Here is an 18,845-nt window from a genome sequence, read left to right as displayed (position 1 = left end):
AACTTACCAACGTAGTAACTCGCCAATGACGTTTATTTTGATGAAAATAAACGCTATTTTGATTAATAAATAACTAGCGTGGTAGTTTTTATGATCCCTTATCAATCAACTTTGACGTTTTGGTTTGAAGAATGCACACCCGAGCAATGGTTTAAAAAAGATACTCAGTTTGATAAAGAAATTAGCCGTAGATTTGGTGAATTATGTTTAAGTGCAAGTCGTGGCGAACTGGCATCGTGGAGAGAAACGATAGAAGGGCGCTTAGCTGAGATTATTATCCTTGATCAGTTCTCGCGTAATATTTGGCGTGATACGCCAAAAGCCTTTGCCCAAGATAATATGGCATTAATCTTAGCGCAAGAAGCTATCCGGTTACCTGAATACCTGACATTAGCGCCAGTTAAACGTAAGTTTATGATAATGCCATTTATGCATTCAGAATCACCTAAAATTCATCAAGATGCGATTATATTGTTTTCTCAGATTGATGATGAAAATACTTATCAATATGAATTAAGACACAAAGAAATTATTGATAAATATGGTCGTTACCCTCATCGTAATGTCATCTTAGGTCGAAGATCTACGCCAGAAGAATTAAATTTTTTACAGCAACCTGGCTCTTCATTCTAAAAAAAATGCATACCTTTTCGGGTATGCATTTTTGTCTCTTTTCTATAGATGACTAATCACCCATAACATCAAGATCACATGGTAATGTGCCATAAATTATAGAAGGCGATACGGCCTGATAATTCGGCAATAATGACCGCCGCTGCACAAGTTGCCAGCGTCATTTTTGATGCTTGCGCTTTTACTGCAGTAAATCCTACGATAACCACACCTAATGCTAATACCGCTAGCTGGAATCCCCAAAATAGAGATTGATCAGCGCTAAGTTCAGGGCCTGTAAAACCAAGGAAGCTAACATAACCAGAGCGAGTCGCAAAAGTAATAATGGCACCGATAATAAAGGATAATGCGCCTAAACGTCTTGCACCTGTAGCCATTGCTAATACACCACCTCCAACTAATAGCGTCATCCAAAATTGCAATGTGGTGTAGTCTGTATTCCAGTTAGCAATTGTCGGAATATGATAGACTTGTGGAATGGACCAAACAAATGCTAGACCAAAAACAACGGTAAATAGGTTACAAATTTCACGTAAACCCTTCCATTTCTTCATGATAGTGAGTGCAACAGTTGCAAAAGCAAAACCTGTAAACACACCACTTAAAAACGCTTCGTTACTCATTGGAGAACGACCAACGCCTAATAGCATATTGAAAAAACGCAGGGGTTGACCAACGTGTAATCCACCAATACCTAAGCCAACTAATGTTAAGATCAGGGCTAAAATATTAGCATTACGCAGTTGGTTTTCATCAATTTGACCTAACTTTTTACTGATATAAGCAATAAGAAACAGGCCTGCTGCTGACGAACCTAAAACAGTAAAAAAGACTAGAGGAAGTTCATGCATGGTTTATACCTCCGCCGCATTTTGAACTGAGCCGGTTTTATCACCAGAAGGTTTAGCTTCTTTGTGTGCTTTGATCACGATATTTGGATTGGTCAAGCTAGGATCAGGCATTGGTGCGATACCGCATTCAGTACCGTGTTTTGCTCTGATCACTTCAATATCATCAAAATCAAGCGCACGTTGAGGACAAGACTCAACACAAACCGGTTTCATGCCTTGTGCTACACGTTCGTAGCAACCATCACACTTAGACATGAGTTTTTTCTTCTCATCGAATTGTGGCGCGCCATAAGGGCAACGCAATTCGCAATAACGGCAACCAACACAAATATCTTGGTTAACAACCACTAAACCATCTTCTTCACGTTTATGCATAGCGCCAGTTGGACAACCTGCAACGCAAGTAGGGTTTGAACAATGGTTACAAGAAATGGATAAATAATAACTATAGATATTTTGTGTCCAGATCCCGTCTTGTTTTGCCCAGCTACCACCACCGTATTCATAAACACGACGGAATTTAGGGCCTAAATCTAAATCTTTTTCATCCTTGCAACTGACTTGACATGTTTTACAGCCAGTGCATTTAGTGGAGTCAAAATAAAAACCATATTGCTTCATGAGTTAACTCCTTATGCACGTTTCACTTCAACAAGGTTTGTATGTTGTGGATTTCCTTTAGCAAACGGCGATGGGTGCCAGCTTGTTAATGTATTAATACATCCACCTGTATCTACACCTGTTGTATCAAGTGAACGCCATGCACCTTGCGGTACTGCAATTACACCAGGTAATACACGATCTGTAACTTTGACGAGAATATTTAAACGACCACGGGCATTATAAATTTCAGCGATATCGCCAGATTTTAATCCACGTTCAGCTGCATCAATTGGGTTTAGCCAGAATTGATGAGGAATAGCTTCACGTAACATAGCAACGTTATAGTAACTTGAGTGAACGTGGCCTTTATCGTGGAAACCGGTCATTTGCAGAGGGAATTTCTCTTTCAGCTTAACGTTTTCGACGCCTTCTTCATTCTTACAATATTCTGGAATTGCAGGGATACGATCGCCTTCTGGTAACACCCAGCCATCAGTATCTTGCATTAGTTTTTCAGAATAAATTTCAATCTTACCTGACGCAGTTTTTAGTGGATTAGCGATAGGATCTTGACGGAATGCTTCAAGTGCAACGTATTGATTACGGTTAGGTAATTTACGATCGATAATTCCTACATCATTAGTTTCTGCAAATGTAGGCAGTGCTGGGTTTTTCTCACGCATTTGGTTATAGCAATATTCAATCCACTCTTCGTAAGTACGTCCTTCAGTGAATTGTTCTTTGGTACCCATCTTTTCTGCAATGTCAGTTAAGACATCATAGCAAGGGCGGTTTTCCCAAAGTGGTTTAATCGCATTTTGTAAACGGACGACATAGTGGTAAGCACCACTTGCGTAAGAGTTGTTGATAAGATCGTTTGTCTCAACCGTTGTCACATCTGGCAGTAAAATATCAGCGTATTTTGCAGAAGGTGTCATGTGGTTATCCCACACTAAAATAAACTCACATTTTGATTCATCTTGCAGTAAATCATGTGTTTTATTCAAGTCAGCGTGTTGGTTACCAATCACGTTACTGGAATAACACCACATAAATTTAATGCCCGTATCGAGTTTATCTTTATTTCTGACACCTGCATTTTTGCTGGTAAGTTGATCACCGCGAGCAATTGCTTCAGACCACATAAATGTTGGGATCAATGTCTTAACTGGGTTAGGTAAAGCAAAGCTTGCAACTGGGTAAGCAACGTTACCACCCCAACAACCTGTATTTGTACCAGGGCGCCCGATATGACCTGACATTAATGGTAACATCATAATCGCACGACACGCTTGCTCACCATTTGAAGTACGTTGGATGCCCCAACCTTGAGAGATCCACGCTGCTCTTGCACCGCCAATTTCACGCGCTAATTGGATAATACGTGCAACAGAAATACCGGTTAATTTACTTGCCCACTCAGGTGTTTTAGCAATGCCATCAGGGCCATTACCTAAAATGTAATCTTTATAAGAGCCATTTTCAGGTGCTGATGCAGGTAATGTTTGTTTATCCCAACCGACACAATATTCACGTAAGAAATCTTCATCGGTGATACCTTCTTGGATCATCACATAGCCTAATGCAGCCACTAATGCAGCATCAGTACCCGGATAAATTGGGATCCATTCGGCACCTAATGTTGTCACACTATCGGTACGACGAGGATCGATGATGATAACTTTACTTTTGCTCTTATCTAACGCATTTAACGTTTCATAGAACTGACCACCACCAGACATACGTGTTTCAGCAAGGTTATGACCAAACATCACCACTAAGTCTGAATTCTCAATTTCTGTTAACAGTGATTCCAGCATATCGCCATAAACATAAGGCACAATACCAGTTAATTGAGAGTATGAATAAGTACCATAGTCACTTAAAAAACCACCGACAGTACTTAATAACCGTTTACATGCAGTTCTACCGTGTAAGTTTGCACCAGTAGAGCCTGTACCATATTGGTAATAAATGGACTCATTACCATATTTTTCGATGGTATATTTTAGTTTTTCCGCGATGATTGAAGTCGCTTCATCCCAAGAAATACGCTCAAATTTACCTTCACCACGTTTACCAACACGTTTCATTGGGTATTTTAAACGATCTGGGTTATACGTTTTCCAACGTACAGAACGACCACGAAGACACGGACGAATTTGGTGAAGACCAAATGTTGAATCGTCATACATAGTTTCATTAGAAATACGGCGAATAACACCATCTTTCACATGAACTTTTAATGGACAACGGCTACCACAGTTCACTAAACATGCACTGTACTTGATAGTTTCAGAAGTCTCATCAGGACGAATACCCTGGGGAGTTTGAGCATTAGCAGCGAATGGTAATGAAACCGTTCCTGCAACAGCGGCAGCACCAGAAATAACTGCTGCAGACTGAATGAATCCACGCCGACTCATTTCAGTAATAGAAGTATTATTTTTAATTTTTGACATTGACATTACCCTAACATTTTTCACAACAAGTAAAGTTGTATATATATGTTAAGTTATAACCCTTCTACCTATAATGATTTATATCAATATAAAAAATGTTAATAACGTTATATAAAAAAATAATTATTAAACAAATGGTTACAATTTCTGGTTAATACCACTTTAGTGGTAAATAAAACATCAAATAAATAGGAATTAACAATCGATCGATATATAAAATATAACATAGCGATTTTTGTTAATATATAGAAAAACAAGATTGTTAACATGATAACAAAATAAAAGATTAAAAATATTTGTTAATAAGAAAAGTAAAAAAGAAGAATAATCCTCCTTTTTTACTTAATAAAAAATGATTTATTGCGGATTATTTTCTGCAGGAAATCTGAGTGCTCTTACATCATTTCCAGTTGGAGATTGATGAACTCTTAAGCCAAATTGAGGCAAAATAGCAAAGATATGATCAAATATATCTGATTGAATGGCCTCGTATTGAACCCAAACGGTGGTATTAGTGAAAGCATAAATTTCAATGGGAAGCCCATCCGAGGTGGGTGCTAATTGTCTTACCATAATCGTCATTTGCTTATGAACGTTAGGATGGTTTTTTAAATAGGCTTCAACATACGCACGGAAGGTTCCAATATTGGTCATGCCACGCTGGTTTAATGGAGTTTGACATTCATTGCTCAAAGTTGCATTGAATTGATTAATTTCGCTTTCCTTATTTTTTATATAAGGCGCTAATAAGTGAGCTTTTTCTAGATCATCAAGTTGTTTTTTATCTAAAAAATGGATGCTATTAATATCAAGAGCAAGACTGCGTTTAATACGACGTCCTCCTGATTTTGTCATTGCTTGCCAATTTTTAAAGGAATCTGAAATCAGAGAATAAGTTGGAATAGTGGTGACAGTATTATCCCAATTACGCACTTTAACGGTCGTTAAACTAATATCAATAACGGCGCCATCAGCACCATATTTAGGCATCTCTAGCCAATCACCAAGGCTTATCATATTGTTTGCAGATAGTTGAATACCGGCAACTAATCCCATAATAGGATCTTTAAACACCAACATTAATACAGCCGTCATGGCACCTAAACCACTGAGTAAAATAAGTGGTGACTTGCCAATAAGTAGGGAAATAATCATTATCCCAATTAGCACAGAGGCGGCGAGTTTTAAGCTTTGAAAAATACCTTTTAAGGGTAATCGACCAAATGAGGATGAATTTCTCATGATCTGCATACAGAGATCCATAATAGAGAAAAGCATCAACAAGCCGAAAATTAAACACCATACTTGAGCGCTGGTGGTGAGAATTTCTTGTGTTTTACCTGCTCCCATCCACACCAGTGCTTGGATATTAACAACAACACCTTGGATTAAAAAAGCAAAACGACTAAATAGTTTATTTATTTCTAGAGAAAGTTGCCATTTCTGATCGTACTGAGTTATTGCTTTGGAAATTTTAGGTAAGACTAACTTGTGCAAAATAAAATGGAGAATGATTGCGACAAGGAAAATAATGGCTAAAACGAGTAAGAGAGACGCGACTTGAGCATACTCCTCATTGAATTGACGTATCCATGTAAGCAGTTGCTGCTGCATAAAATATCCTCATAGTTAATGTGGGCTGTATATTAAGAGTACAGAAAAGAGAGCTTAGTTCAAGAAGGTGAATTTTTTGTTACGAAAAATGCGAGAGTATACGAGGTAATGAATAAGCGTAAAGAGAGGGGTAAAAGCCAGAAATAGTCTTTTGTGCGATGAGGGTGCTATTTCTGGCTTTGTGCTGTATTTTATTTTTTTAAATCAAATAATTACAGTAAACGAGTTGATGATAATTGTACAACAACTTGGTGCAGGTGAGTAATAAAAGAAGTCATTGATTTCATATTAAGTATCCTATTAATAAAATGTGATTCACGTCACAAATATTTTCTGATATTGATTTTAATCACATTTCCATAACAGTCAATAGCTTTATACAAAAATATTTTAAAATTTAAATTATTTTTTATGTTAAAGGCATTTTTTAGCGATCAATTAGAGATAATTTTATTAGGCTCGTTTTTTATCTTATTGTTTATTAGGTATTTATTCCTTCCATCTGACAACAATACTTAGTTGACTTTTTTCTATTGTGATTTTCACTCAAAATTTTTGCTTTAAGCTAAAAATGGAATCGGAAAAAGAAAGGAAATCACTCAATGAATATCGAAACAAAAGAAGAACGCCTGCAAAAAATTATACAAGGTGAGAAGGACACTCTGGCCTTTCAACCCCCTATTTATAATGCACAATCACAAGTTGTCGTTGATGCCGATGTGAGAGTTGAATTTAATCAGATCAAATCATCACCCGATGAAGCTGATAACGAAGTCAAAATGAATAGAGTCATCAAATATGAGGTTATTGTAACGGGGATTAATCTGCGTTTAGCCGAATGGCGTACAAGCCCTAAAGGGATTTTAATTTTACCTAATAATAAAGATGTCTACATTACGATAGTGGATAATAATAAAACAGAGATCTCTTTAACGGGAAATCGTAATGGTGTGGCGTCATTGCAATTGATATTAAAAGATGAAGATGATGAAAGCATTGTGTATTACGCAACGCCGATTCAAATTCGAGTTACGCCTCCAAAGCCTAATCCTAATACTGACTGCATTGCGACTAACTGTGAGAAGTTTGATGACTTACTGACAATACGTTCGGAATCTATGCAATGGCCCAGTAAATGGGAAAGTGTGTCTAAAAATTTTGTTGTGCATTTACAGGATAAAGAAGGAGATGATGTTCCAAATAAAGAGGTAAGGCTCGTCTACAATGCTGATAATAGTACCTTAGGGGTTGAGCCAGAAGTTTATAACGCTGATGGTGAAAAAATTAATGTTGGGAAAACCAATAAATATGGTATCGCGAACTTTAAAGTGAAATTTAAAAAGAGTAAACCTAAACAAATTGCTATTTTTTATGCTGAATCTGAAAATAGCGAAGATCCAACTAAACCTCTTAAATCAAGAGATTATTATGTTGAAATGACAACCGAAAAATTACCGTCGCCAAAAGTTCCAGCAACACTAAATGGTATTTTAAGCTATCACAGCGAAAATTATTGTGTGAATGCAAACCTAATTTTAGGACGTGATATTAGCGAAAGCACGCAGGTTGGTTTTTATTTTAATGACCAATTAAAAATGTTGCCTTGTACTGATAAGTCAGCAGTTTCGGTAAGGCTGGAAAATCAAACGCTAACTAATGGTATTCATTACATCTCTTTCTTTACGGTTGATATTTTTGACAATATTTGTTTCTCTCGTCGTGAGCGTATTATTGTCGATAACTCTTTAACAGGGGAGTGTAGTAAGCAAATTAAAAGTATTGCACCAAAACCTTGTATAAGTGTCACTATTCCACAAATTTGTGATCGCTATTTTAACTCTGTAAATATCAGGCTTGTACCTTCACTATGCTTACAGATTAAGAACCGTGTTGCCAAAATGAATATCCAAAAAATGGTTATCATCTTTAATGGCTACTCTAAAGTAAATAGCAGTGAAAGAACGTTAGTGTATCGTTCTACACTGGAAATCTATGCTGATGATCCTCGTTTAGGGGATTTCTTGCATGATACAACGGCAAATAATGATCCTGTTAATATGGTCGAATTACTTGAGCCTGCTTTAGAAAGTATTTTGGCAGATGCGTTGCCAAATATTGAAGTTGGACAATTAGGTATTCAAGTGATGATTTTTGAAAATACAGGCAATTGCTACCTTTGTGGGGAAAATATGTATACGGTATCTCTGCGTTTACCTTGTGCTTGATACCTCTGTTTCGTTTTCCATAAATTAAGAGCCACTGATGTGGCTCTTAGTCTATATAAAATGGATGAGATTATTATTACTGAATAGTCAATTAATGGGTCATTCTTTTTATTGCACTGGCTATCGATAATATTGTGATAGAACTTAAAATGAGTTGTATACCAATCAATGCCATAACTAATGCCACTGAGGTTTCAGGGCCGAAAGCAAGCAAGAAATAGGCAATCACTAAATCTAAAAATCCCACCAAGATATTAAACCAGCCATAAAAATTATCTTTGATCTGTTTAAAACCTATATTTAGGCGCAGTATCCCTGCAAAAATAAATAAAAAACCGATAAAAAAGGCGAGGCTAAGCATACCTTTTAGTGGGTCGGTGACAAAAATATAGCCAAGCAGGAGATAAATAAAACCCGTCAATAATGTGATCAACATTGACCAACCAGAAGAGACTTGAGCATTAAAACCACCAATAATGCTGGATATCGCACTGGCAAAAAATACAACACCGAGTAATACACTGATAACAATGCCAGAAGAAAGAGGGTTAATAATACAGATAAAACCTGCAATGAAACCCAATATGGCAATAACAGTCATTAAAGTACATTGTCTTTTAACCAGTTTCTCTGTTAGCTGAGATAAATTATTTTTATTAATATCTAACATAGCCACCTCTTATCCTTATATTTGGTACATAAGTTAAATTATAGCAATTTTTGCTTATATAACATGAATTAGTTACATAAAACTATAATTAAAAAGAGGTAAGGATGTGGAAGATCGTCTTTAAAATAGAAAACTGAAAGAGTAAGGTAGTGAATTGAGATAAATTGTTAATAAAATTTATAACGGAGGTAAAATGTCTGATATCGTGTATTTAGACAGTCACTTTGTACCTAAAGAGCAGGCTAAAATATCTGTCTTTGACCGTGGTTTTTTATTTGCAGATGCCGTTTATGAAGTTACTGCTGTTATTGATGGTCAGCTCATTGACTTTAATGGACATTTTCAACGCTTACAACGTTCATGCAAAGAATTAGCTCTATCGCTTTCTATTACCAAAGAGCAGCTAATTGATGTTCATCATCAACTTATCGAAAAAAATAACCTTCATGAAGGACTTATTTATTTACAAATAACACGAGGTACTGATTCCTCTCGTTTTTTTGATTTTCCGGCTTCATCTGTTCCTTCTACAATAGTTGCTTTTGTTCAGCACTCCACAGTCATTAACCATCCCAATGCAAAAAAAGGTATTTCGGTAGTGAGTGTTGAAGATATTCGCTGGCAACGTTGTGATATTAAAACAGTGGCATTATTAGCGGCATGTTTAGCAAAAAACCATGCACATCAACAAGGTGCTGATGATGCTATTTTAATTAAAGATGGCTATATAACAGAAGGGAGTTCAAGTAACTTCTTTATTATTAATCACGATAATGAAATTATTACACGGCCATTGAGTCAGAATATTTTACCCGGTATTACCCGCCAAGCGATTATTCAGTTAGCGCAAGAAGAAGGGCTTAAAATAACAGAACGCCTATTTACGCTTGATGAAGCGAAAAAAGCAAAAGAAGCTTTTATTAGTTCAGCAACCACATTAATTTGGCCAGTTGTTTCAATCGATAATGAAGATATAAATAAGGGAAAAGTTGGGCATTTATCTCAACGGCTACGAGAGATCTACCTTGATAAAGCACTTAAGAAGTAATTGAATAAGCAGATATTCTTTATCAAATTTATCGCACTGCTTTTTAGATGTCGTTGGCGGTGTAGCAGTGCGGTAAATTCATAATTTTACTATATTAATTAGTTTTACTATGTTAATTATGATGTTCAATAATCATGACTGCGGTTGTGTCAGGCTCTAAAGCTCGTAATACATGAGTGACATCACCAGGATAGCAAATATAATCACCAGGTTGTAATTCTTGCTGATCATCTAAAGTGCCCACCATTGCACTGCCACTGATAATAATAATATGTTCAGTGACATTCTTACTGTGGGGATCTGAAACTCTATCTTTTCCCGGCTGTGCAATTACCGTGTATATATCGCGTTTTGCACCCATTGGACAGGATGAAAGTAAAAAAGCATGGTAATAGGCTTTTTCTGCGCTAATTTTAAAGCCATCGCCTTTACGTATTACCTTCACTTCAGGCTGTGGCACTGAAATAAGTTGAGAAAAAGGGATGTTTAACGCAACACAAATTGCCCAAAGTGTTTCAATACTTGGGTTTCCCTGTCCTGCTTCTAATTGAGATAATGTTGATTTTGCAACACCGGCTCGTCTTGCTATTTCAGCAAGTGAAAGGCCCGCTTTTTTTCTTTCTCTAGCCAGTGCTTGAGAAATAATTTCAATAGGCGCACAAGGCGATGACATCATAGATTCCTTCAAAAATCATCTTGCAAAAAAATAAGTCGTTCAACATAATGAACGAATGGTTCGATAAAAAATACTATATTCTATGAAAATTAGCAGTCGTCTTGATAATAACGTACTTAGAGATATTGTGCTTGTTTCATTAGCTGATGGTATCGTCGGTATCTCTTATGGCGCATTAGCACATACCCAAGGCTTTGATTTTTGGGTACCGTTGGTGTTATCCATTTTTGTTTTAGCGGGGGCTTCCGAATTTCTTTTTATTGGTGTTGTGGCGATGGGAGGAAGTGCAATATATGCCGCTCTTGCTGGATTAATGGTCAATGCACGACATATTCCTTTTAGTATGGCTGTAAAAGATTTACCGGGAAAAGGACTTAAATCATTCTTAGGTTTTCATATATTAAATGATGAAAGTGTTGTATTTGGTTTATCTCAACGTACTGCTGAACAAAATAAATTAGCATTTTGGGCTTGTGGGTTGGGTATTTTACTTGTTTGGCCTTTAGGAACCATGCTTGGTGTTTACTTAGGATCATTTATTGTAGATATAAAGATGTTAGGGCTAGATGCGATGTTTCCAGCCATCATCCTCGCATTAAGTTTACCGGCATTAAAAAATAAACTAACACGCCATGCTGCAATAATAGGAAGCATTATTGCACTCGCAACCACACTATTCCTCCCTGTTGGGACACCCGTTTTATTATCGCTATTAGGCGTATTGTTTGTGATAAGGAAAATATAATGTCCACGGCATCTATTATTACAGGAATTATTATTCTTGCTGTCGGTACATACGCCATGCGTCTTTCCGGCATATTACTCAACAATAAAGCGGGTGTGTCAGAGAGAGTTAAAGAGATCCTCTCATTGTCGGCGATTGTTATTCTGTTTTCAGTGGCAATGACATCGACATTTTTTGATGGTGACCAACTTGCTGATATCTCAAAAGTTATTGGTGTTGGTGTGGCAGGCGTACTTACTTGGCAGAAAAAGCCTTTTATTATGATTGTACTGAGTGCCACAATAGTGACAGCAGGTTTACGTTGGTTAATTAATCTTTGGGGATAATCCCTCTTTAGGGCATCACTGTAATAAAATAAAAAGGAGGTACAATATCCTCCTTTATTATGGAATATCGGTTATCTATTAATCGCTGTCTGATGATTTAGCCTCTAAAGGCAGAACAATAATAAAACCAATCCCTTTATTATTTAGCCCTTCAGTCACAATTAACGATGCTTGAATTTTATTAGCGAGATTTTGTGCAATAGATAGACCTAATCCACTTCCTGTTTCGTTCGAGCCAGGAACACGGTAAAAACGTGAAAATAGAACATTGATATGTTCTTTTGCGACACCAGGGCCATTATCACGCACGATAACATGGACCCCTTCCGCATATCGATTCTCAATAGTTACCTCAACTTGGCTACCTTTGGGGCAATATTTGATGGCATTATCAAGCAGATTATTAAATATAGAGAGTAAAGCCTGTTTATCAGTTTTAAGCGTTAAAGCGTGGCCTTCATTAAGTGATAGCTCAATATTTTTAGTAATTGCATAAGGAACACGTTGTGCTATTGCATTTCCAATAACGTTATAGATATCAAGAGATTCTATTTTTAATGGAAAATCGTCACATTCTAATCGCGCCAAATCAATTAATTGATGAGAAAGAGCGGCCGCTCTATCAAGAGATTGTTTCATATCATCAATAATTTCTTCACGCTCTTGTTGATCATCGACTAAAGAGAGCAGGTGTAATTGAGCAATAACAGCAGCTATTGGTGTTCTCAATTCATGGGCGGCATCTGCCATAAATTGTTTTTCACGAATATTAGCAGCATCAATTCTTGCCATTAATTGGTTTAGCTCTTTAAAGATCGGGCGTATTTCTTTAAATTGCTGGCCTACATTAATCGGCGTTAAATTACGAGGTTTACGGTTAGAGATAAGCTCTGCTGCTTGTCTTAGAGGCCGTAAACTAAAATAAGCGGTAATTAAGATTGCAAAAATAACAGTCGCAAGAATAAATAGAAAAGGAACAAAGGTGCCTTCAACAGGGTTACCAATAACATGGCCCCTATCTTCAACCGACTCACCAATAAAGACTTTTATTTTATGTTTCTCACCCCAACTAAAAGAGAGTATCCACTTTTCACCCGCCACAGATACTCTTTCTGATGCTAATGAAAGAACTCTTGTAGGGATAGGTAGCTCAGGGCGGTTAGTATAAATCAGGGTATTATTTGCATCTAAGGCAATAAACCACGGCAGATATTGTAATTCATCATCTTCACCATTGAGCATGGCGTCGATATACATACCTTGTAAGTTATGAGCGACTTCTTTAAGGACTTCAGGCTGATCAGCAACAATTTCTAAGGTATTAGCAAAACCCTCAGCAATAATTTCTTGCTGTTTATTATAAACTTTTTCGAACTCAGCAAGATAATCAAATTGTATCCAAGCTAACCAAACGCCCCAAAGCATAACTATGGAGATAATCTGAAGGACAATAGTGTAAATAAAGAAGGAGCGGATCTTCATTTAATTAGCTTCTTTTTTTAATAAATAACCCACGCCACGAACCGTGATAATGCGCTCTTTGCCTATTTTTCTTCGTAAATTATGCATATGTACTTCAAGGGAATTACTTTCGATTTTATCGTCTAAACCAAATAAACGCTGTTCTAACTCTGATTTACGCACCACATTGTCAGTATTACGCATTAATTCATATAATAGTTGGTATTCTTTACCTGATAACAAAAGCAGTTCGTTATTTAAAGTGACTTGATGGTTTGCTGGATTAAGTTGTAAATCGCCAATAGACCATATTTGTGAAGAAAAACCAGCCATTCTACGGCTAACCGCTTTTACGCGAGAAATAAGTTCAGGCATAGCAAAAGGTTTTGGTAAAAAATCATCTGCACCTGAATCTAATGTTTGTACTAAATTATCAATTTGAGTGCGAGCAGTTAAAATGATAATTGGAATTTTTTCACCACTTTTTCTCAGTGCAATCAATTCGTCTTGCCCGTCACCATCAGGTAGACCTAAATCTAATAGCATTAAATCAAAAGGGCGTTGGCTTAATTGAACACGAGCATCCGCAAGTAATCTGACCCAACATGGTTGAAAACCTGCAATTTCAAGCCCGCGACAAAGCGCTTTACCAAGTTGTAAGTCGTCTTCAACTAATAAAATATTCATAATAATACCTACCTAAAATCGTCTTAAGAAAGTATAAGAGCCAAATAAAAATTGAGCAATATAATAAAATGTAAAGCAAGATTTGATTAATGAACTCTTAATGTAAGATAAATTTTTATTTAATATGTTTTACTAAAAATAAATGACTAGAATTTCTAGGAGCAGATTGAGATAAACATGCTATTTATTTCATTTTTATCACGTTAAGGCATTTAATGTTAATTTTAAAGATTTATTTTAGATAGAATTAGGTAATTAACCTAATGTGAATAATAAATATCTCACACTATTATGCTAAGGTAACTTAAATAATTTATTTGAGATGTTTTAGATTTAAAAGTTAAGCTTATTAAAAATCAAAACTTAATAAATAAGTTTTATATTTAAAATAATGTAAATATAAAATATTGATTTTATTGAATAATATAACCATTAAATTGATGTCTTATTCTTTTATTGAAAATAAATAACTGTTTTAATATATCCCTGTTGTGCAACATTTTTATCAGATTTAAATTATTTACTCTATTCATCTATACTCTTGCAGTAAAAGTTAACTACTTGAAAGGAATTAAATTTTCAATAAAAGGAATTTATATGAAATTAGATGGTGTTATTTAGTATAAATTAAATCATTCTGTGTCAGAAATGCTCCCAACCCTCTGGGAGCATTTCACATATCATTATCACTTGCAAAGTGAGTTACCCCACAACATTAAGTTAAATGGTAAATTTAACGGTTTCACCAATTCATTTGCAGTAGTTTGAAGCTCAGCTTTTACTTGAGCCAGTCGTTGTTTATCTATATCAGGAATAAAGCCATCTTTTGCAGGCAAATCATCTAATGTGTACTCTTCCACTAAAACGCCATTAGCCCAACGTTGAAATAGCCAATTACTTTCTGGCATCAAAGTATATTTTGTACCGTCAATAATTGTTGTTTTATCTTCCTGATAACGAACAGGAATAAGCTGGTTTGCAACATTATCCCAAATCCAACCTTTGTATGCTCCATCTTCTAATCGATTTATCGACCAATGCATATCATCAGGATCATAAAAATACAGCTCAGTTAATGCAATGTAAGATGTGCTTTTTGTTGATACAGATGCTTGAATAAGGCCATTAGTAAAATAAGAGATATAAAGCGTTTTATTATCAATTTTCAGTTCAATACTGCAGGTATCCCAATGCGTTATTGTTAAACCTTCTTTAGCTGGTTTTTCTGGAATGGAAATCACCGCATCTGTTGCATTATCTTCTGCTGGTGGGTAGTAATGACCTGTAATATATTCACCATTATTGCCATAGAAGTGCCAGGTCGCCAAAGGTGAGCTTTTAAAAAATTTATTAATAGTCAAAAAAGAGAGCAGTGCAATAGTCAAAAAAAGAAATATAAATCGTATTTTTTTAGCCATTTTAATTAATTGCCTATTTTCCGTTTGCTGGACAGAATTCTATAAATTCGGATAAATAAAAGCGAGACATTTAATTAAGAAACGTAATATACTTTTTCGTAATTGAGATAATAAGTACACTTTAATGACCTTAAGATAAATACTTAGATAAGGATGTTTGTAATGATTAAAAATAAAGTACTAGCAGAGCATTATTTTTTAAAAGAAATGGACAATGATAATTATTATCCAACACATCTTGTGAAGAAAGGGCAAGAGTTATTAAAAGCACTTTGTTTAAAAATAGAAGCAACTTCGCCTAAAAATTTGGCAGAGCTTTATATTCTTACGCAAAAAACAACTGACCAATTTAATGAGTTAGCTGAAGAGTTTTATGAAGAAAATAGCGAGATCGAAACAGTAGCAAGAGAGTGTATTGCTGAAGATTTTGGCGTTATCGCTGATGAATATGGCTTTGAAGATGCTGATATAGAAGAATTAATTGCAACACGAGATTGGTAGAAATAAGATGAGAAAACTATTTTATGTTTTCTCATTTAGATTATCTTTAATTTTATCAATGATCATCTAAATGATAATGAGAATAATTTAGTTGACAAAGAAATATTTATTAATAAACTAGCACTCAGTTTGGTCAAAAAGACTCGTAAGCGTTTACGTTAATCAACGCATATAACTTTTTTTAGCCTGTTGTATTGGCAGTTATGTGCTGTTGTACAATCGTATTATTGGAGTCTTTATCTATGTCTTTTCAGGACAAAAATTACTTTTTAGGTATTCCTAAACTTCCTACTCGAGCAATGATTTTTCTTGTTCCCTTTTTCCTTTCTTTTATTATGTCAGGTATTGTTGCGTTTATTAGTACCGTCAAATCGCTAGGAATGGGAATGCATGTAATCTCCCCATGGTTAACTTCTTGGGGGATCTCTTGGATGATTGCTTTTCCCACGGTTTTATTTGTCTTGCCAATCGCAAGACGTTTTTCACTGTTATTGGTGAAACCTGCCAAATCTAATGATTAATCAACAAAGCGATCCGCAATTGATGCGGATCTCTTTGTTTTTCACAATGTGAAGTAAAACATCGCCTAAATGAATAAGATCCGATAGCCTTAAAACTGTATATTTAAATGGTATATCGAAAAGCGAAGACATTTTCTTTGCATAAATTCTTATTGATAGCAGGAGGCTTTAAATGAGTTTGTTGTTCTCCCCTAAAAAATTAGGCCCCCATCAGTTAGATAACCGTATTATTGTTGCACCTATGTGCCAATATTCAGCACAAGAAGGTTACCCAACCGTATGGCACACTATGCATTACGGGCAGTTAGCACTATCAGGTGCTTCATTAGTGATTGTTGAAGCAACAGCAGTTGAGCCTAGAGGTCGTATTAGCTATAAAGATTTAGGTATTTGGTCTGACCGACATGGTAATGAACTAAAAAAGCTGGTTGATAGTGTTAAGCAGTATTCATCTGCAAAAATCGGTATACAGATTGCACATGCCGGACGTAAGGCATCGACTGATTTACCTTGGAATGGCGGAGCATCATTAGCGCCAGATTCTCCTAATGGATGGCAAAAGGTCGCACCTTCAGAAATACCTTTTGGAAAGAATCATCAACCTCATGCGCTGACTGTCGATGAAATTGAAGAAATAAAACAAGCTTTTGTTGATGCGGCTAAAAGGGCTGAGTCAGCAGGATTTGACGTTATTGAGATCCACGGTGCTCATGGATATTTATTGCACGAATTCCTATCTCCATTATCTAATCACAGAACGGATCAATACGGTGGTGATTTTAATAATCGTAGTCGGTTATTAGTGGATATCTTTGTTGCAGTGAAAAATGCAGTTTCTGATAATATCTGTGTTGGTGTCAGAATTTCCGCAACAGATTGGGTTGAAGGTGGTTGGGACTTAGAAAGCACGATTGCTTTAACTCAACATCTTGAAGAGTTAGGTTGCCATTATATTCATGTTTCTTCTGGTGGATTATCAGAAAAGCAAGAAATTAAGCTAGGTCCTAATTATCAAGTACCATTTGCTCAAGCAATTTATAATGAAACACAACTGCCTGTTATTACAGTTGGTCTTATTACCGAGCCAGAACAAGCAGAAGCCATTTTACTTACAGAGCAGGCTGATTTTATCGCTTTAGGCAGAGGTATTCTTTATGATCCTCGTTGGCCTTGGCATGCAGCAGAAAAACTCAAACAAACCATAAAAGTAGCACCTCAATATTTACGTTGTGCGCCTCATGGTAGCAAAGACTTTTTTAAATAATATTATCAAGCCACGGGTAATAACTAATCATTATTAAGGTTATCCGTGGCTTTTTCTTTGATAATCTTTATCATGGTGCAGATAAACTGCAAGCATAAGCCGATTGCGTTGGAAAAGTTGGCCGTAAACAAGATGAAAAAAAATCCCTTATTACTTCAACCAAGGATTGCTTAAGACGATGTGTTTTGAATGCGAACACATCATCAGAGAATTAAGCATTCTTTGATGACTCATTAATTTATAGCGAGTCATATTATGAAAAATAAACATTGGTCGCGTGTAGAATATCTGCACGAAACAGTTAAAAATAAAAATATTATCATCAAAGGACAACACAGTTATTACAGTGATTGTTGGGATGATGGTTTTGAAACTTCAGTTGTACGTTATCTATATGGTGACGAAGTTAGCCTGCAATGGGAACCATTGTGGGAAATTGATAAATTATATATTGGCGATTATGTCTGTATTGGTGCGCAAGCGGTGATATTAATGGGTGGCAATCATACTCACCGAATGGATTGGTTCTCACTTTATCCTTTTATGGATAAGATTGAGGAAGCCTATATTGGTAAAGGTGATACCCATATTCATGATGGTGCATGGATAGGAATGCGTGCAATGATAATGCCTGGTGTGACAATTGGTGAAGGTGCTATTGTTGCGGCTAATAGCGTTGTTTCCAAAAATGTTGAACCTTATGGCATTGTGGGAGGAACACCCGCACAACACCTTAAATATCGTTTTGAGCCTAAAGTTATTGAGCAACTATTATCTTTAAAGATTTACCAATGGTCAGAAAAGAAATTTGAAGCACTCAGACCTCTTTTATGCCAATCATCAATTGATAAATTATTAATTGCAGAAGCACAATTTATTGAATAATACAGTCCCCTAAGCGGTGACAAGCTTAGGGGTTTTACTTAGCGTTTCTTTTAATACATATTAAAAAAGAGTATTCATATTTATAGAGTAGCACTTACCATTATTTGATCATTATCTCAAAAGTAAAAATATTTTATTTTTACAGATGGTTAATAAATTTATTTTTTAAATTTAAGTTTCATTTCTTTATTTTTTATCTATTTTCTTTAGTTGTTGATTATTATTTAAATATAAATCAAATTACAATATTTATTT

The 18,845-nt window shown here is 35.7% G+C and carries 18 protein-coding genes; 9 read left to right on the top strand and 9 right to left on the bottom strand.

Annotation, left to right across the window (positions count from 1 at the left end; all coding sequences use genetic code 11):
* Positions 1 to 90: 90 nt before the first annotated feature.
* Complete coding sequence (locus tag C0T34_RS03150; RefSeq protein ID WP_098942385.1) at positions 91 to 633, top strand: DUF924 family protein; 543 nt, start codon at positions 91 to 93, stop codon at positions 631 to 633.
* A gap of 74 nt (positions 634 to 707) precedes the next feature.
* Here C0T34_RS03150 and C0T34_RS03145 read toward each other — a convergent pair whose 3' ends face one another.
* The 4 genes from C0T34_RS03145 to C0T34_RS03130 all read right to left on the bottom strand — a co-directional run bounded on the left by C0T34_RS03145 (position 708) and on the right by C0T34_RS03130 (position 6,163).
* Positions 708 to 1,484, bottom strand: coding sequence for a DmsC/YnfH family molybdoenzyme membrane anchor subunit (locus C0T34_RS03145; RefSeq protein WP_098942386.1), 777 nt, complete (start codon positions 1,482 to 1,484; stop codon positions 708 to 710).
* A 3-nt stretch (positions 1,485 to 1,487) separates the two neighbouring features.
* The gene (locus C0T34_RS03140; protein WP_023581764.1) at positions 1,488 to 2,105 is read right to left on the bottom strand and encodes a DMSO/selenate family reductase complex B subunit; all 618 of its coding nucleotides are present in this window, start codon (positions 2,103 to 2,105) and stop codon (positions 1,488 to 1,490) included.
* 11 nt (positions 2,106 to 2,116) lie between these two features.
* Complete coding sequence (locus C0T34_RS03135; RefSeq protein ID WP_088495176.1) at positions 2,117 to 4,549, bottom strand: DMSO/selenate family reductase complex A subunit; 2,433 nt, start codon at positions 4,547 to 4,549, stop codon at positions 2,117 to 2,119.
* A gap of 357 nt (positions 4,550 to 4,906) precedes the next feature.
* The gene (locus C0T34_RS03130) at positions 4,907 to 6,163 is read right to left on the bottom strand and encodes a mechanosensitive ion channel domain-containing protein (RefSeq protein WP_098942387.1); all 1,257 of its coding nucleotides are present in this window, start codon (positions 6,161 to 6,163) and stop codon (positions 4,907 to 4,909) included.
* A 602-nt stretch (positions 6,164 to 6,765) separates the two neighbouring features.
* Here C0T34_RS03130 and C0T34_RS03125 point away from each other — a divergent pair.
* Positions 6,766 to 8,388 (top strand): hypothetical protein, encoded by a 1,623-nt coding sequence (locus C0T34_RS03125; protein ID WP_109849678.1) that lies wholly within the window; start codon positions 6,766 to 6,768, stop codon positions 8,386 to 8,388.
* Between the two features lie 91 nt (positions 8,389 to 8,479).
* On the opposite strand, the gene C0T34_RS03120 is transcribed toward C0T34_RS03125, so the two are convergent.
* Positions 8,480 to 9,058 (bottom strand): HdeD family acid-resistance protein, encoded by a 579-nt coding sequence (locus C0T34_RS03120; protein WP_098942389.1) that lies wholly within the window; start codon positions 9,056 to 9,058, stop codon positions 8,480 to 8,482.
* Between the two features lie 193 nt (positions 9,059 to 9,251).
* On the opposite strand from C0T34_RS03120, the gene C0T34_RS03115 reads away from it, so the two are divergent.
* Entirely contained in the window at positions 9,252 to 10,106 is an 855-nt protein-coding gene (locus C0T34_RS03115) for a D-amino-acid transaminase (RefSeq protein ID WP_098942390.1), read from the top strand.
* Between the two features lie 112 nt (positions 10,107 to 10,218).
* Here C0T34_RS03115 and C0T34_RS03110 read toward each other — a convergent pair whose 3' ends face one another.
* Positions 10,219 to 10,779 (bottom strand): XRE family transcriptional regulator, encoded by a 561-nt coding sequence (locus C0T34_RS03110; RefSeq protein WP_098942391.1) that lies wholly within the window; start codon positions 10,777 to 10,779, stop codon positions 10,219 to 10,221.
* Positions 10,780 to 10,864: 85 nt separating this feature from the next.
* Between C0T34_RS03110 and C0T34_RS03105 the strand changes: the two genes are divergently transcribed.
* On the top strand, positions 10,865 to 11,527 hold the full coding sequence (locus C0T34_RS03105; RefSeq protein WP_098942392.1) for an AzlC family ABC transporter permease: 663 nt from the start codon (positions 10,865 to 10,867) through the stop codon (positions 11,525 to 11,527).
* Positions 11,524 to 11,853 (top strand): AzlD domain-containing protein, encoded by a 330-nt coding sequence (locus C0T34_RS03100; protein WP_098942393.1) that lies wholly within the window; start codon positions 11,524 to 11,526, stop codon positions 11,851 to 11,853. The genes C0T34_RS03105 and C0T34_RS03100 overlap by 4 nt, the downstream gene beginning before the upstream one ends.
* 78 nt (positions 11,854 to 11,931) lie before the next feature.
* On the opposite strand, the gene C0T34_RS03095 is transcribed toward C0T34_RS03100, so the two are convergent.
* The 3 genes from C0T34_RS03095 to C0T34_RS03085 all read right to left on the bottom strand — a co-directional run bounded on the left by C0T34_RS03095 (position 11,932) and on the right by C0T34_RS03085 (position 15,329).
* Positions 11,932 to 13,335, bottom strand: coding sequence for an ATP-binding protein (locus C0T34_RS03095; protein ID WP_098942394.1), 1,404 nt, complete (start codon positions 13,333 to 13,335; stop codon positions 11,932 to 11,934).
* Complete coding sequence (locus C0T34_RS03090; RefSeq protein ID WP_098942395.1) at positions 13,336 to 14,001, bottom strand: response regulator transcription factor; 666 nt, start codon at positions 13,999 to 14,001, stop codon at positions 13,336 to 13,338.
* Positions 14,002 to 14,687: 686 nt separating this feature from the next.
* Positions 14,688 to 15,329 carry a hypothetical protein gene (locus C0T34_RS03085; RefSeq protein WP_162556807.1) on the bottom strand — a complete coding sequence of 214 codons (642 nt, stop codon included), beginning with the start codon at positions 15,327 to 15,329 and terminating at the stop codon, positions 14,688 to 14,690.
* 252 nt (positions 15,330 to 15,581) lie between these two features.
* On the opposite strand from C0T34_RS03085, the gene C0T34_RS03080 reads away from it, so the two are divergent.
* The 4 genes from C0T34_RS03080 (at position 15,582) to C0T34_RS03065 (ending at position 18,590) form a co-directional block, all read left to right on the top strand.
* Positions 15,582 to 15,920, top strand: coding sequence for a DUF5713 family protein (locus tag C0T34_RS03080; RefSeq protein WP_226892282.1), 339 nt, complete (start codon positions 15,582 to 15,584; stop codon positions 15,918 to 15,920).
* 242 nt (positions 15,921 to 16,162) lie between these two features.
* Positions 16,163 to 16,441, top strand: coding sequence for a DUF2798 domain-containing protein (locus C0T34_RS03075; RefSeq protein WP_088495188.1), 279 nt, complete (start codon positions 16,163 to 16,165; stop codon positions 16,439 to 16,441).
* A gap of 172 nt (positions 16,442 to 16,613) precedes the next feature.
* Entirely contained in the window at positions 16,614 to 17,705 is a 1,092-nt protein-coding gene (locus C0T34_RS03070; RefSeq protein ID WP_109849676.1) for an NADH:flavin oxidoreductase/NADH oxidase, read from the top strand.
* Between the two features lie 255 nt (positions 17,706 to 17,960).
* Positions 17,961 to 18,590: a CatB-related O-acetyltransferase gene (locus tag C0T34_RS03065; RefSeq protein WP_098942399.1), complete on the top strand. Its 630-nt coding sequence runs from the start codon at positions 17,961 to 17,963 to the stop codon at positions 18,588 to 18,590.
* Positions 18,591 to 18,845: the final 255 nt, after the last annotated feature.

The organism is Proteus sp. CA142267 (genome assembly GCF_003336825.1).
GTDB classification, from domain to species: domain Bacteria; phylum Pseudomonadota; class Gammaproteobacteria; order Enterobacterales; family Enterobacteriaceae; genus Proteus; species Proteus terrae.
This window is presented reverse-complemented; position numbering and strand designations above follow the sequence as displayed.